The 14,852-nt window shown below is 62.3% G+C and carries 13 protein-coding genes and 1 pseudogene; 12 read left to right on the top strand and 2 right to left on the bottom strand.

What is annotated here, in order from left to right; genetic code table 11:
- Positions 1 to 101 precede the first annotated feature (101 nt).
- The gene (locus AC1DIN_RS29000) at positions 102 to 1,514 is read left to right on the top strand and encodes a M20 family metallopeptidase (RefSeq protein ID WP_476812253.1); all 1,413 of its coding nucleotides are present in this window, start codon (positions 102 to 104) and stop codon (positions 1,512 to 1,514) included.
- A 514-nt stretch (positions 1,515 to 2,028) separates the two neighbouring features.
- Here the strand turns inward: AC1DIN_RS29000 and AC1DIN_RS29005 are convergent.
- Both AC1DIN_RS29005 and AC1DIN_RS29010 read right to left on the bottom strand, forming a co-directional pair.
- Positions 2,029 to 2,235: a hypothetical protein gene (locus AC1DIN_RS29005; protein ID WP_441473683.1), complete on the bottom strand. Its 207-nt coding sequence runs from the start codon at positions 2,233 to 2,235 to the stop codon at positions 2,029 to 2,031.
- Between the two features lie 600 nt (positions 2,236 to 2,835).
- A complete protein-coding gene (locus AC1DIN_RS29010; RefSeq protein WP_476812254.1) occupies positions 2,836 to 3,318 on the bottom strand; it encodes a hypothetical protein in 483 nt (160 codons plus the stop codon).
- A 339-nt stretch (positions 3,319 to 3,657) separates the two neighbouring features.
- Between AC1DIN_RS29010 and AC1DIN_RS29015 the strand changes: the two genes are divergently transcribed.
- The 11 genes and pseudogenes from AC1DIN_RS29015 to AC1DIN_RS29065 form a co-directional block, all read left to right on the top strand.
- Positions 3,658 to 3,975: a carboxymuconolactone decarboxylase family protein gene (locus tag AC1DIN_RS29015; protein WP_476812255.1), complete on the top strand. Its 318-nt coding sequence runs from the start codon at positions 3,658 to 3,660 to the stop codon at positions 3,973 to 3,975.
- A 216-nt stretch (positions 3,976 to 4,191) separates the two neighbouring features.
- Positions 4,192 to 4,366 (top strand): annotated as a pseudogene (locus AC1DIN_RS29020) (IS6 family transposase); the annotation flags it as partial.
- Positions 4,367 to 4,633: 267 nt separating this feature from the next.
- Positions 4,634 to 5,557 (top strand): ABC transporter substrate-binding protein, encoded by a 924-nt coding sequence (locus AC1DIN_RS29025; RefSeq protein WP_441473695.1) that lies wholly within the window; start codon positions 4,634 to 4,636, stop codon positions 5,555 to 5,557.
- An 82-nt stretch (positions 5,558 to 5,639) separates the two neighbouring features.
- Positions 5,640 to 7,226 carry an ABC transporter permease gene (locus tag AC1DIN_RS29030; protein WP_476812256.1) on the top strand — a complete coding sequence of 529 codons (1,587 nt, stop codon included), beginning with the start codon at positions 5,640 to 5,642 and terminating at the stop codon, positions 7,224 to 7,226.
- Between the two features lie 94 nt (positions 7,227 to 7,320).
- Complete coding sequence (locus tag AC1DIN_RS29035; protein ID WP_476812257.1) at positions 7,321 to 8,334, top strand: ABC transporter ATP-binding protein; 1,014 nt, start codon at positions 7,321 to 7,323, stop codon at positions 8,332 to 8,334.
- A gap of 21 nt (positions 8,335 to 8,355) precedes the next feature.
- Positions 8,356 to 9,588: a phosphopentomutase gene (locus AC1DIN_RS29040; protein WP_476812258.1), complete on the top strand. Its 1,233-nt coding sequence runs from the start codon at positions 8,356 to 8,358 to the stop codon at positions 9,586 to 9,588.
- Positions 9,589 to 9,746: 158 nt separating this feature from the next.
- Positions 9,747 to 11,072 (top strand): NAD(P)H-dependent oxidoreductase, encoded by a 1,326-nt coding sequence (locus tag AC1DIN_RS29045; RefSeq protein ID WP_476812259.1) that lies wholly within the window; start codon positions 9,747 to 9,749, stop codon positions 11,070 to 11,072.
- A gap of 3 nt (positions 11,073 to 11,075) precedes the next feature.
- Positions 11,076 to 12,107: a thiamine pyrophosphate-dependent dehydrogenase E1 component subunit alpha gene (locus tag AC1DIN_RS29050; RefSeq protein ID WP_476812260.1), complete on the top strand. Its 1,032-nt coding sequence runs from the start codon at positions 11,076 to 11,078 to the stop codon at positions 12,105 to 12,107.
- A complete protein-coding gene (locus AC1DIN_RS29055) occupies positions 12,107 to 13,105 on the top strand; it encodes an alpha-ketoacid dehydrogenase subunit beta (protein ID WP_476765765.1) in 999 nt (332 codons plus the stop codon). Before AC1DIN_RS29050 ends, AC1DIN_RS29055 begins: the two co-directional genes overlap by 1 nt.
- 2 nt (positions 13,106 to 13,107) lie before the next feature.
- Positions 13,108 to 14,427, top strand: coding sequence for a pyruvate dehydrogenase complex dihydrolipoamide acetyltransferase (locus AC1DIN_RS29060; RefSeq protein ID WP_476812261.1), 1,320 nt, complete (start codon positions 13,108 to 13,110; stop codon positions 14,425 to 14,427).
- 15 nt (positions 14,428 to 14,442) lie between these two features.
- Positions 14,443 to 14,852, top strand: a 410-nt coding sequence (locus AC1DIN_RS29065) for an FAD-dependent oxidoreductase (RefSeq protein WP_476810422.1), incomplete at its 3' end; no start/stop codon positions are given.

Here is a 14,852-nt window from a genome sequence, read left to right on the forward strand (position 1 = left end):
GTAGTAGCTTCTCGCGGCTGAGGCAGCCGACGCCGGAGCAACGCGGCTGACGACGGCCTTCAGCGGCCCATGCGGGCGCGGATGCATCTCGGGAGAAGACTGTGCAGAATGCCGATAAGATTTGGACGATCGTCGATTCAAAGCAGGCGGACTACATCGAGCTGAGCGACCGCGTCTTTGAAATGCCCGAGCTCAACTACCGGGAGGTCAAGTCGGCCGCGGCCCATGCCGAGCAGCTTCAGCGCGAGGGATTTCGCGTGGAGACAGGCATCGCCGGATTGCCGACCGCCGTCATGGGCGAGGCGGGAGAAGATGGCCCGGTGATCGCCATCCTCGGCGAATACGATGCGCTGCCGGAGCTGTCGCAGGCTCCCGGCGTCTCCGAGCACCAGCCGCTTCCGAACCAGCCGGCCGGTCATGGCTGCGGCCATAACCTGCTGGGAGCCGGTGCCATGCTGGCGGCCGCGGCCGTCAAGGATTTCCTTGCGGAGCGTGGGCTCAAGGGCCGTGTCCGCTACTATGGCTGCCCGGCGGAGGAAGGCGGGGCTGGCAAGGCGTTCATGGTCAAGGAAGGCGCCTTCAAGGATGTCGACATCGCGATTTCATGGCATCCGGCGGATTTCGCAGCGGTGACCGCGGCCATGTCGCTCGCCAATACAACGATCGACTTCGAGTTCTCCGGTCGCGCCAGCCACGCCGCCGCAGCGCCGCACCTCGGCCGTTCAGCACTCGACGCCGCCGAGCTGATGAATATCGGTGTCAACTACATGCGCGAGCACATGCCATCCGATGCCCGCATTCACTACGCCTATCTTGATGCCGGCGGCATTGCGCCGAACGTCGTGCAGGCCAAGGCCAGGCTGCGCTACGTCGTGCGCGCGACGATGGTCTCCCAGGTGCACGAGCTCCTTGCCCGCGTTCGGAAAATCGCCGAAGGCGCGGCGCTGATGACCGAGACCACTGTCACCAATGAGGTCGTCAGCGCGATGAGCAACCTGCTGGCGAACACACCTCTCGAAGAGGCCATGCAGCGCAATTTCGATCGCCTCGGTCCGCCTCCGTTCGATGGGGACGACGTCGCCTTCGCCCGGCGCATGCAGAAGACCGTGACGCCTGCACATATCGAAAGCGCTTTCCGCCGCTCGGGTTTGCCGGTGACCGATTTCCCGCTCTGCAACGCGATCGCGCCTAAGGAGGTGCCGGGACCGCGGATGATGGGCTCGACCGATGTCGGTGACGTCTCCTGGGCAGTGCCAACAGTCCAGGCGCGCGGTGCGACCTATACGATTGGGACGCCGGGCCATTCCTGGCAGTTGACGGCTCATGGCCAGTCACCCTTGGCGCACAAGGGCATGGTTCACGTCGCGAAGGTCATGGCGGGCGTCGCCGTGGACGTGCTCGTCGAACCGGGGCTGTTGGAACAAGCTAAGGCCGACTTCCAGGAGCGTCTGGTCCGGACGCCCTACAAGGCGCTCCTGCCGGACGATGCCAAGCCGCCTTTCCACATGTTCTGACGAATGGGAGATCGATGGCCCGGCCGACTTTTGGTCGGGCCATGCCCAAGCGCTTAGGCGAGTTCGCCAATTGCCGGCCCCGAAACTCACTAGGACCTGTGCTGTAACAGCATTCTGGAGGTCCGCTTGCGGACAGGATGTTAACGAGCTCCGACCATGTAACTTCTGATCTATCGAGGCATTTGCTCTTTCTTCGTGCCGTTCTGCCCGACTCAGCAGTCAGGCGCGATGCTGAAAAAAAAGCCGAGGCGATCGGTATCACGGCGAATGTTGATCGGCTGGAGGCTTGGTACAGGCAGGCACCAGACGACAAGGTAGGCCTCGGACGGCTGATGATCGAGCAAGCTGGGCTGCCGGATGCCTGGTTCAAACTGCAGCGATTTCGACCTGCGCCCGATCTCATGTAGGTCCAAATTCTTTAACGCGCTTCGCGGGATCGTTCCGCCGCCAGAGTAGGGGGCGTCCTTGTCTTCCGAGACATAGTCAAGTGCGGCGATGCAAGAGGCAATTTGGTTCAGCGTGTCGCCCGCCGCGTCTCCCGCACGACCGTTGGCGCTGTAACAGCACCTGCTGCTCCGCCGACAACCGCGCCAACCGGGCCGCCCACTGCGGCGCCGGTGCCGGCTCCGACCGCGGCTCCGCCGACGCGCTGCTCGGTCGTGCTACAGGCTGTCGCGGCGATCGCGGCTGCGAAGAGCAGAGCTAAAGTCAGTGCATTCATGGCGTATCCTCCTTGGGCCATGAACACATGCCGAGGGGCGCAGTTCCTCAAATAAGAATGGCCCGATCCCCTTCAAACCGCTCTGTTCGACAAGGATGCAGCAGCCTCGAAGCCTTACACCTTCTCGGATTGGCAAAGCCGCTCGGCCAGTGAAAAGATTTCCGACTGGATATCCAGTCTCGCCCGGCCACAGATTTGAACCCGCTCTTTCCCCATTTGCGGGGCGAAAGCGAACGCTCAGCGTGGTGATGCTAACGTCCGCTTCCTGGAGGCCAGCCAATGTCCGGAAATGGGGCGCGGATCGGCAGAAACTGAGCGTGCCGCCGAACCTAAGCTCCCAGTCATTCGCCGCCATAGGGGCGGCGATCGAAGTTTGGCCCAAAGCGGCCACCTGCAATGTCCGCTCGGGGGCTAGCCCGATCGTGCGAACGGTAAGGCAACGAACCGGCCCGTAACGTCCCCCGCAGCGTCAGCTGATTTCTGGCTCCGTCTGCGACACTGAAATGAGCCTCACGCCTCGCAACGGCCTTCGGGGGATTGTGAGGCCTGTCAGCCCAGCCGAGCCAGTTGCCATGCGGTGAACTGTCGGTTCAGTCGGCTCTATTTGCTTCCAGCCGACGTCTGCGTCAACGCCTCCATGGCTTGATCCACGGTGAAGCTCGTGGGGCTCTGCCGGGGTGGGAAGTCCTTGAACGACGCCAGGGTCTGCGCAATGATATTCTGCGCCGGAACCGCGATGAACGCCCTTCGATACCACCAGTCGTTGTATCCCATGCCTTCCTGGGCGCGCTCGCCGGGGTCGATGCTGAGATCGAAAAAGATCGGTGCCCGCAGGGTCGTAAAGGGACGGCGCCAGACGTCGATGCCGGTCGCTTCCTGGATCATAAAATGGATCTTGATGTGCTCATAGCGCAGTGCGAGCAAGTCTCCGTCGTCGCTGAAGTAGAAGAACTCCTTGCGCGCGGTCTTCGGGCTCTTTCCAGAGAGGTATTCCACCTGATTATAGCCGTCGAGGTGCACTTTGAAGCTCTTGCTTCCGGCATTATGGCCAGCAAGCGCCTTCTCCGACCTTCCGCGCTTCATCGATCAGGCCTACAATGCAGACCGACGGCACTCCGCGCTCGGTTATCTCAGCCCGCAGCAGTTCGAGGATCAACACGCCCGCCTCACGGTCAAATCCGCAGCTTGATCCTGTCTACCCGCAGGGGTGCACTCCAAAACACACGCCTGTGGCCGTCTACCAGTCGCGCATGCCTTCTTACAGCGGCTACCGCTGGCGTGGAGGGCGCTCCAACGATACACGCTGAAAGTCACGGTTGCACCGGTTGCTGACGATGCACCGATTGCCATAAACCGTTCGCAGCAGAAATGGCGTCAAATTGATATTATTGAACAGATTCAAATCGGGGTGGGGGGGTGGCAATGACGGCCAGTTCACGCGTAAGTAATGCGTTTCAGACATTCTTCACCGACGCGCCTGATCATCAGAAGGCGTGGCTTGAAGCTGTCGAGAAACTTGGAACGGCATCGGCTTTAGATGCGAAAACAGAGGCGCTCGTTTACATTGGCATCCTAGCAGCCACACGCTTGGACAGCGGCCTGCCTTTTCACGTTGCCCAGGCGAAAGGCCATGGCGCTAGCCGGAATGAAATAGTGAGCGCCGTTCTTGCCGGTTTGCCAGCCGCAGGAAACGTGGTCATACAATCACTGCCAGTTGCGCTTGCCGAATATGATCGATGAGTGCACTAGTTTGATCTTCAATAGCTTTCGTATAAAGCGCCACTGCGGTCTTTGATGTGGCGAGATCGGGCTAGTCTTTGACATACCATTTGATTACCGTGCCCGACGGAAGCATCCGGAATACCTTCACGTTGACCGCATAGAACCCGTCGACGGCATTGTCACGTTAACTTCGGCCTAGCACCAGCCTTGCAGGTGGGTTCGCATAAGCCTGCCCTGCGTACCTACAAGCGCCATCGTTTCCCGCCCGCGATCATCGCCCATGTGGTGTGGCTGTACTTCCGCTTCCCGCTGAGCCTTCGACTGGTCGAGGAGATGCTGCTGGAGCGCGGCATTTGCCGTTTCCTCCAAGACGGTTAGGCGCTGGGCGCTGAAGTTCGGGCTTGATTATTAGGGACGCCCGCCATGGATTTCTAAGTGCTTAGTTTGCTGGAAAGTGAGGTGCACGCCCCCCCCCCAGCTGACGGGACCAACCAGTGCTTAAGGCTGAGGCTGCTTGACAAATAAGTGACTGAACAAATATTCCTTGCGCAACAATAATGTTCAAGGAGGGAATCTGATGAAATTGAATCGCCGGCGGTTCGCGGGCGGCCTTTTAGGCACGACCCTGCTCCCCGCTTTCGCCGCCCAGGGGCAGGTTAAGAAATTGACCGCCTATATGGGGCCGCCTGAGCCGACATGCGCGGCGTTGGCAAAGGATTTCGAGAGTAGCTCGGGCATCTCGACCACTTTCCTCCGCCTATCCGCGGGAGAGGCCGTGAACCGGATCCGTGCCGAGCGCGCGCGCCCGCAGGCCAGCGTGCTTTACGGCATCGGCTTGCCCTCGATGATGACATTGAAGAGCGAGGGGTTGCTGCAGCCCTACAAGCCGAAGGGCGTCACGGACATCCCGGCGAAGCACGTCGATCCGGAGGGCTACTGGACCGGCATCGACGTCGATTTCATTGGCATCGCCTCGAATAAGACTTTTCTCAAGGAGAAGGGCCTCAAGGCGCCGACCAGTTGGGAGGACCTGACCAAGCCGGAATTCGCCGGGCAGATCTGCATCGGCAGCCCCGCGACGTCCGGCACCGGCTACACCTTCCTGGCGACCGTCCTTCAATTGATGGGCCAGGAAAAGGGCTGGGATTATATCAAGCGCTTCAATACCAACGTTTCGCAATACACCCGTTCGGGAATTGGTCCGACCCAGCTTGTCGGCCGTGGCGAAGTCGGCGTCGGCATTCTTTTCGCGCACGATATCCTCGGCAGCATGCACAAGGGCTTCCCGCTGGAGATGACACTACCGAGCGAGGGCACGGGTTACGATCTGTTCTGCGCCGTCATGCTCAAGGATGCGCCGGAAGCGGAAGCCGCCAAGGCATTCCTCGACTGGGCGGTGACACCCGCCTCGCAGGAGATCCTGGCTGCGTCGGAATATTTCGACATGCCGACCAACTCCAAGGCCAAGGTCCATGATCTCGTGAAGCCGTTCGCCAGCGCCAAGCTGATCGACTTCGATTTCGACTGGGCCGGTAATTCGGAAACGCGCAAGACGATCATCGCGCGCTTCCAGAACGATATCCTCGCGGGGCGCAAGTGAGCCAATGACGTCCGTTGCGCCTGCGGGCATGGCGGAGGGAACGCAACGTCGGGATTGGACCCTTTATTGGGTCTTTCCCGGCGTGGCAGTCTTCGTCTTCATCTTCACAGCCTATCCCATGCTCGACCTGCTGGCCCGGGCATTCACGACCGATGGGCGCTTCTCCCTGGCTTCGCTGACGGGAACCGTCGCCGATCCCTATAATCGCAAGGTTTTCTGGAACACACTGCTGCTCGGCGCAACCGTCGCGGTGCTCGGCACGGTTCTCGCGACGCTCTATGCCTATACCATCGCCCGCGTTGCCATACCCGGCAAGAAGATCTGGCACTTCTTCGCGTTGCTACCGACGATCTCGCCGCCTATTCTGATGGCACTTGCCCTGATCATGCTTTACGGCCGCCGCGGCCTGATAACGCATGAATTGTTGGGCGTGCAGACAACCGGGCTCTACGGATTTACGGGCCTCGTCGTCGCGCAACTGATCTCATATTTTCCGTTCGCCTATCTGCTGATGCTGAATCTTTTCCGGGGGCTCGATGCCTCGCTGGAGGAGGCTGCCTCGACCATGGGGGCGAATGGCTGGAACGTGCTGCGAACGGTCAGCCTGCCTCTCCTCGTGCCGGGTCTGGCAGGGTCGATGCTGCTGATGTTCAGCTACTCCTTCGCGGACCTTGGAAACCCTCTCCTGCTTGGTGGCGATTTCCCGGTCCTGTCGTCTCAGATCTATCAGACCATCATTGGCATGTACGATATTCCGAAAGGGGCGGCGCTGGCAGTGCTGCTGCTTTTGCCCGCTGTGGTGATGTTCTTTGCGCACAAGGCGCTGACGGCGCGGATGTCCTTCTCATCGGTCGGCGCCAAGGGCTCCAGCCGGCATCGCGAAGTGCGCCATCGGGGTGTTCAGTTCGCTGCGCTCGTTTTTGTCGGTGTGATCACCCTCGTGATCTGCCTGCAATACGCGACAATCCTGGCTGGCGCATTTACCCAGCTATTCGGGATCAACTACAGCTTCACAACGAAACATTTCGTCGCTGCACTGACCAAGTCGCGCGGCGCGCTCATGGACACGCTGCTGCTAGGGCTCGTCGCGTCCTTCCTGTCCGTGACGATCGGCCTGCTGATCGCCTGGGTCGTGGCCCGCACGCGTGCGCCAGGCCAATCGCTTCTCGATTTCGTGGCCAATTTGCCGCTGGCCATTCCCGGGACGGTCATCGGCCTGGCCTTCGGACTGGCCTTCAACGCTCCGCCCTTGATGCTGACCGGCACGGCCGCGATCATCATCGCCGCCTTCGTCGTGCGCTCGCTGCCGTATGGCATCCGTTCCGGCGTGGCGGCGCTGAACCAGATCAATCGGACGTTGGACGAGGCCTCCACCACCATGGGGGCGACCTCGGGCCAGACGCTGTGGCGGATTCTGCTGCCCATCGTACAGCCGGCGCTGCTCGCCGGCATGATCTTCTCCTTCACGCGCAGCGTCACCACGCTCAGCGCCGTCATCTTCGTGGTCTCACCCCATTGGTCTCTGGTTACACCGACGATCCTCTCGCAGATGGATCGCGGTGACCTCGGCGAGGCCGCCGCTCTCAGCGTCATCGTCGTCCTGATGGTGCTTGCGGTGATTCACGGTGTGCCACGGCTGCTCGGCAGCGACTGGCGCGAAGCACGCTAGGAATACCGATATGCAACAGACACTCGCCAAGGCCCTCGCAATCCGCAATCTCGACAAATCTTACCCGCTTGGCCGCGGGCGGCGTCTGCCGGTCGTGACGGATTTCAACCTCGATCTCGCACCTGGCGAGTTCGTCACCCTGTTGGGCCCGTCGGGTTGCGGCAAGACCACCGTGCTGCGAACCCTCGCAGGCTTAGAAGATTTCGAATCCGGCGAGATCCTGCTCGACTCCCGCTCGATCGCGCGGCTGCCGGCCCATCACCGCCGAATCGGCCTCGTTTTTCAGAACTACGCGCTGTTTCCGCATATGAGCGTGTTCGAAAATGTCGCCTATTCGTTGCGGCTAAGGCGCGTCGCCGAGGCGACTGTCCGCAGCGAGGTTGCTACCGCGCTCGCTGCGGTGGGATTGGACGACTATGGGCCACGTCTGCCCGGCCAGCTCTCTGGCGGCCAGCAGCAGCGTGTCGCCGTGGCGCGAGCTCTTGTCATGCATCCGGACCTGCTCCTCTTTGACGAGCCACTCTCCAATCTTGATGCCAAACTGCGCGTGCAGGTGCGCTCGGAGCTGCGCCGGCTGCAGCGGCGGCTCGGCACGACGGCACTGTTCGTGACCCACGACCAGGACGAGGCAATGAGCCTCTCCGATCGTATCGCGGTCATGAAAAGCGGGCGGATCGAGCAGGTCGGTGCGCCGGAGGAAATCTACGCCCGTCCGGCCACACTCTTCGTCGCCCAATTTGTCGGCAAGGTGAACGCACTGCCTGCAGGCGTGGTCGGCGAGCCGAACGGGAAGGTCGAGATCGAGCTTCTGGGAACCCGCGTGCAAGCTCCCGTTCCAAGCGCGACCTTCCCCAAAGACGTGCTGGCGCTTCTGCGGCCGGAGGCGATTACCCTCGGCCAGCCGGGCGAAGGGCTTCCTGGCCGTGTCGAGGAGATCGAGTATCTCGGCGACCTGACGGAATACCGGGTTCGCGTTGGCGATACGGTCTTGGCGGCCGTCCGGTCTGCGCTCGGGGATTCGTGGAGGATCCGCGAGGGCGATCAGGTGGGGGTCGGCTTCAAGGAACAAACCATCCATCTGCTGCCGCGCAGCGACTCGAACGCCTGAAGGGCCGCGACGGGATCAGCCATGACAGGCACAACACCCTCCTTCGATCGTGTCATCATCCTCGTCCTCGACGCGCTCGGCATCGGCGCGCTTCCGGATGTGCACCTTGTCCGTCCCAATGATGTTGGCTCCAACACGCTGAAACACGTCGTCAGCGCGGTGGGCGGGCTTTCGCTGCCGAACCTGGAACGTCTCGGTCTCGGCACCGTCGCACCGGGGTCCGGCCTCAGGGTCGACCCTGCTCCTATCGCGGTGCATGGCATGTGCAATCTCGGCTACAAGGGCGCCGACACTTATCTCGGCCATCAGGTCATCATGGGCTCGCGCGTGCCCGACGTGCCGGAAGAGCTGTTCGATGCGGTGAGTGCCGATGTCGCTGCGGCGCTGCGGCGGGCCGGGCATCATGTCGAACCGGCGGGAGATGGGCTTTCTGCCCTGTTCGTCGATGGCAAGATGATCTGCGGGGACAATCTCGAGAGCGATCCGCTGCAGACCTATCACTGCGTCGGCTCGATCGAGGACATGGCCTACGAGGATATCGTCAAAGTCGGTGAGATCCTGCGTTCGGTGGCACGGGTGCGCCGGGTCGTCGCGATGGGCGGCTACGGTTTCCACGCCGCCGACATCCGCCGTTGCACGGAGCGCCGGCCGACAGGGCAGTGCGGCGTCAACAATGTCGCGCTTGGCCTCTACACCAGCAACTACGTGGTGCGGCATCTGACGCGCGGCACCACGCCGGACGTTCAGGTCCCGACGATCCTGAAAAAGGCGGGCTATGAGGTCGAACTTCTCGGCAAAGTTGCCGACGTCATTACATGCGAAGGCGCGCACAAGGAGCCGCATGTTCTGACACAGCCGGTGCTCGATGCGACCTACGCGTCGATGGCGCGTGTCCGCTCCGGGCTCATCGCGATCAACATCCAGGAGACCGACCTGGCAGGCCATGACGAGAGCGCCGAGCGCTATGCCGCCTGTCTGCGGCTAGCCGACGAGGGCATCGGCAACATGATGTCGATGATGAGTTCGCGGGATTTGCTGATCGTCACGGGCGATCACGGCAACGATCCCACGATCGGCCATGACAAGCACACCCGCGAGTTTACTCCCCTCCTTGTCTGGACGCCCGGTATCAAGCCCAAGGGCATCTTCATGCGCGACAGCCTGTCAGACATCGCGGCGACGACCGCCGAGATCTTCTCGGTAGCGGCGACAGAGATCGGCACGAGCTTTCTGGACGATATCGCAGTGGACTGATCGCAGGCGCAGGTCGGCGAAGCGGTTCTAGGCGCTTTGGCAAATGACACGATGGACGCCTTTGCATGCGCCAAAAATGAACATTGTTATTAAATAAGCACTAAATGTACGAATCTGTGCTGATTGGTCAGCCCGATGATTCGAATAGGAGAAGCTCAATGGGCAGCAATGTCGCACCAACCGGACTGACTCGTGATCTCCTGGCACGTGCCGAAAGTGGGCGCCCGATCCGCATTGGCCTAATAGGTTCCGGCGAAATGGGCACGGATATCGTGACCCGCGTCGCGCATATGTCGGGCGTAACGGTTGGCGCCATCTGCGACCTCAATATCCCCGCCGCACGGAAAGCCGTCGAGATCGCCTATCAGGAGGACGGTCATTACCGTGACGCGTCCGACCAATCCGGGCTGAACGCAGCGATGGAAGCCGGTAAAGTCGCGGTGACATCCGACTCCGGGTTGATCCTCAACAGCGGCCTGATTGATGTCGTCATCGACGCCACCGGGGTGCCATCGGTTGGCGCCGAGATCGGGCTGGCCGCGATGGAACACGGCAAGCATCTCGTGATGATGAATGTCGAGGCGGACGTCACCATCGGCGCCTATCTCAAGAGTGAGGCAGACCGGCTCGGCGTCACATACTCTCTCGGCGCCGGCGACGAGCCCTCTTCCTGCATGGAGCTGATCGAGTTCGTCACCGCGATGGGGCATCCGATCGTGGCAGCCGGAAAGGGCAAGAACAATCCGCTCAATTTCGACGCCGTCCCGGACGACTATGCCGAGGAGGCCGCGCGCCGGCACATGAACGTCCGTATGCTCGTCGAGTTCGTCGATGGCTCGAAGACGATGGTCGAAATGGCCGCGATCGCCAATGCGACCGGCCTAATTCCTGACAAGCCCGGCATGCACGGCCCCGCCGCCACCTTGGACCAGCTGACCTCGACCTTGATTCCGGAGAAGGACGGCGGCGTACTCTCGCGCGTCGGCGTCGTCGACTATTCGATCGGCAAGGGGGTCGCGCCTGGCGTCTTCGTCGTCGCGGAGATGTCACACCCGCGCATTTCCGAGCGCATGGAAGACCTGAAGATGGGAAAGGGTCCCTACTTCACCTTCCACCGGCCTTATCATCTGACGTCGCTGGAGGTCCCGCTGACCTGCGCGCGCGTCGTTCTCTACGGCAAGCCGGACATGGTGCCGCTCGCTCGGCCGGTTGCCGAAGTCTGCGCGCTTGCCAAGAAGGATCTGAAACCCGGCGATCGGCTCGATGCCATCGGTGAGTACGCCTATCGCGCCTGGATCATGACCGCCGAGGAGGCGCGCGCCGCGCGAGCCATACCCTGCGGAATGCTCCAGGGCGGCACGGTCACCGCACCCGTCCGAAAGGGAGAAATGCTGACCTATGCGAATGCGGCGGTCGCGGAAGGCTCGAAACTCGCCGCTCTTCGCGCCCGGCAGGATGCGCTCATCTACGGCAAAGGAGCCTGAAACATGACGGATCCCCAAGACCCGCCTGCCGCGGCAGGTGGAACCAATCTGCCGTTCCTTTACCGGCAATACCCGCGCGAACAGCTGCTCGACGCGCTGCGGCGCATGCATCTGATCCGCCGATTCGAGGAAGCCGCCGAAGAAAGCTACATGCGGGGCCTGATCCACGGCACCATGCATCTCTCGATCGGCCAGGAGGCCAGCGCGGTTGGCATCTGCCTGCCGCTGACCCGCGATGACCAGATTACATCGACGCATCGCGGCCATGGCCATTGCATCGCGAAAGGCGCCGAAGTGAAGCGAATGTTCGCGGAGTTCTTTGGCAAGACAACCGGCTATTGTGGCGGCCGGGGTGGCTCGATGCACATCGCCGACGTCTCTACAGGCAATCTCGGCGCGAATGGGATCGTCGGCGGCGGCATCCCGATCGCCGTCGGTGCCGCTCTAACGGCCAAGCGTCTGCGCACAGGGAAGGTCGCAGTCTCGTTCTTCGGTGATGGAGCGAATAACGAAGGCGCTTTCCATGAGGCGCTCAACATGGCCTCGGTCTGGAAGTTACCGGTCGTTTTCGTCTGCGAGAACAACGGTTACGGCATGTCGACATCAACCGAGCGCTCGACCGCTGTTCCCAACATCGCCGACCGTGCCGCCGGCTATGCCATGCCGGGCGTCATCGTCGACGGCAACGACCTTTCCGCGGTGGCGGAAGCTTCCCATGACGCCGTGGAGAGGGCCCGCCGTGGCGAGGGGCCTAGCTTGATCGAGTGCAAGACCTATCGCCATCGCGGCCACTCCAAAAGCGACCGGAACCGCTATCGCACCAAGGACGAGATCGAGGACTGGATGGCCAATCGCGATCCGATCGCGCGCTACGAGGCGCAATTGATCACGTTCGGCATCGCTTCTGAGGCAGAGCTCAAGGACGTTCGCCAAACCGTGGAGGTGGAGATCGCTGCGGGTATCGATTTCGCGAAGGCGAGCCCCATTCCCGCGGCGATTGACCTCGCCGATTACGTTTATACGGAACAACAGTGATGGACACCCAGGTCAGGGAGTTGAGCTATTCGCAGGCGATCCAGGAGGCGATGGCGATCGCGCTGGAGGCCGACGAGCGTGTCGTCCTGATGGGCGAGGATATTGGCGTCTATGGTGGAGCCTTTCAGGTCACCGGAGATCTGATCGAACGCTTCGGGCCTGAGCGCGTGATGGACACGCCGATATCAGAGCTCGGTGGCGCTGGCGTCGCAGTCGGCGCAGCCGTGACGGGTCTTCGGCCGATCTTCGAGTTTCAGTTCTCGGATTTCGCGACGCTCGCCATGGAGCAGATCGTCAATCAGGCTGCGAAGATGCGCTACATGCTCGGCGGAGCGGTCTCGGTGCCGGTGGTCATGCGCTTCCCGGCCGGGTCGGGGACCGGCGCCGCCGCGCAGCATAGCCAGAGTCTGGAAGCCTGGCTCGGTCATGTTCCGGGTCTGAAGGTCGTTCAGCCGGCGACGCCACACGATGCGAAGGGCATGCTGCTCGCCGCAGTCGCGGACCCCGACCCCGTGATGATCTTCGAGCACAAGCTGCTCTACAAGATGAAGGGGCCGGTTCCCGAAGGCCATTATACCGTGCCGATAGGCAAGGCTGCGATCCGTCGCGCCGGGACGGATCTGACCATCGTCGCCACCTCGATCATGGTGCACAAGGCGCTTGAGGCCGCTGAGATCCTGGCTGCAGAGGGGATCGACGTCGAGGTCGTCGACTTGCGCAGCATTCGTCCGATGGACAATGCGACGATCATCGCCAGTGTCATCAAGACCCACAGGCTGCTCTGCGTCTACGAGGCGGTGAAAACGCTCGGCATAGGCGCCGAGATCAGCGCGATGATCGCCGAAAGCGAGGCCTTCGACCGCCTTGATGCGCCTATCGTGCGACTGGGCGGCGCGGAAACACCTATTCCCTACAACCCCGATCTAGAGAAGGCCGCCGTTCCTCAGGTTCCCCGGATCGTGGAGACAGCGCGGGATCTCGTCCGGGGAGTACGCTGATCATGCCCGTCGAAGTCATTTTACCGAAGGTCGACATGGATATGTCGACCGGGCGCATATCGAAATGGTTCTTCGCGGACGGGGCGAAGGTCGAGAAGGGCGACGTGCTCTTTGAGATCGAGACCGACAAGGCGGCTATGGAAGTCGATGCGCCGGCTGGTGGTGTCTTGCGCGGCATCACAGGCAAGGAAGGCATCGACATTGCCGTCGGATCGACTGTCGCATGGATCTACAAGGATGGGGAAGCTCATGGCGCCGTTGCGGAGGCTGCTGCCGTCGTGGCTGAAAACGGCGTCTCGGTAGCATTGGCCAAGCCTGGGCCTGCAGCCGCTTTGCTAGAGCAGCCCCTAACCGATGGAACTGCCTTCGATGGTGATGTGCGCGCGACCCCGCTCGCTCGCCGCATCGCCAAGGACGCCGGGCTCGATCTTGCCGCCATCAACGGCTCCGGTCCGCATGGCCGCATCGTCGAGAAGGATGTCGAGGCAGCCAGGAAGGGCGGCGGAGCCAAGGCTGCCCCGGCAGCTGCACCTTCTGCCGCTCCGGCTGCGCCCAAGCCCGCCGCCGCGCCGCTTGCCACCGGCCCCTCCGACGAGCAGGTCAAGAAGCTGTTCGAGCCGGGCTCCTATGAGGAGGTTCCGCATGACGGCATGCGCAAGACGATCGCGCGCCGCCTGACCGAGGCCAAGCAGACCGTCCCGCATTTCTACGTCACCGTCGATTGCGAACTCGACGCGCTGCTCAAGCTGCGCGCGGAGCTCAATGCTGCAGCGCCGGAGAAGGACGGCAAGCCGGCCTACAAGCTCTCGGTCAACGACATGGTGATCAAGGCACTGGCGCTGGCGCTCAAGGCCGTTCCGGATGCGAACGTATCCTGGACCGAGAACACGATGCTCAAGCACAAGCATGCCGATGTCGGCGTCGCCGTCTCGATTCCGGGCGGTCTGATCACGCCGATCATCCGCGATGCCTGCCACAAGACGCTGTCGCAGATCTCCAACGAGATGAAGGACATGGCGGCCCGCGCCAAGGCCCGCAAGCTGAAGCCCGAGGAGTATCAGGGCGGCACGACGGCAGTCTCGAACCTCGGCATGTTCGGGGTCAAGGACTTCGCGGCCATCGTCAATCCGCCGCATGCGACGATCCTGGCCGTCGGCGCCGGCGAGCAGCGCGTCATCGTGAAGGGCGGCCAGCCGGCCGTCGCGACGGTGATGTCGGTGACGCTCTCGACCGACCACCGCGCCGTCGACGGCGCGCTCGGCGCCGAGCTGCTGCAGGCGTTCAAGGGCTATATCGAGAAGCCCATGGCGATGCTGGTGTGAGGTCGGAGAACGATCATGGCTGACTACGACATCATCGTCATCGGCTCCGGCCCCGGCGGCTACATCGCCGCCATCCGGGCCGCGCAGCTCGGCTTCAGGACCGCGATCGTCGAGCGCGAGCATCTCGCCGGCATCTGCTCGAACTGGGGCTGCATCCCGACCAAGGCGCTGCTGCGCTCGGCCGAGATCCTGCACTATGGCGAGCATGCCAAGGATTACGGGCTGGTCCTGGAAGGCTCGTTCAAGGCGGATCTGGAGGCGATCGTGAAGCGCTCGCGCGGCATCGCCGTGCGGATGAACAACGGCGTCCAGTTCCTGATGAAGAAGAACAAGGTCGACGTGATCTGGGGCGAGGCCAAGCTGACCAAGCCCGGCACGATCGCGGTCGCGCCGACCAAGAAGCCGGCGATGCAGCCGCAGGGGCC

The organism is Allobosea sp. 05T438 (assembly GCF_056396025.1).

Bases quoted from the DNA above. Each gene is read 5' to 3' on its own strand.
- AC1DIN_RS29005 (WP_441473683.1), bottom strand. From the start codon at position 2,235: ATGAATGCACTGACTTTAGCTCTGCTCTTCGCAGCCGCGATCGCCGCG.
- AC1DIN_RS29010 (WP_476812254.1), bottom strand. From the start codon at position 3,318: ATGAAGCGCGGAAGGTCGGAGAAGGCGCTTGCTGGCCATAATGCCGGA.
- AC1DIN_RS29015 (WP_476812255.1), top strand. From the start codon at position 3,658: ATGACGGCCAGTTCACGCGTAAGTAATGCGTTTCAGACATTCTTCACC.
- AC1DIN_RS29025 (WP_441473695.1), top strand. From the start codon at position 4,634: ATGGGGCCGCCTGAGCCGACATGCGCGGCGTTGGCAAAGGATTTCGAG.
- AC1DIN_RS29040 (WP_476812258.1), top strand. From the start codon at position 8,356: ATGACAGGCACAACACCCTCCTTCGATCGTGTCATCATCCTCGTCCTC.
- AC1DIN_RS29045 (WP_476812259.1), top strand. From the start codon at position 9,747: ATGGGCAGCAATGTCGCACCAACCGGACTGACTCGTGATCTCCTGGCA.
- AC1DIN_RS29050 (WP_476812260.1), top strand. From the start codon at position 11,076: ATGACGGATCCCCAAGACCCGCCTGCCGCGGCAGGTGGAACCAATCTG.
- AC1DIN_RS29055 (WP_476765765.1), top strand. From the start codon at position 12,107: ATGGACACCCAGGTCAGGGAGTTGAGCTATTCGCAGGCGATCCAGGAG.
- AC1DIN_RS29060 (WP_476812261.1), top strand. From the start codon at position 13,108: ATGCCCGTCGAAGTCATTTTACCGAAGGTCGACATGGATATGTCGACC.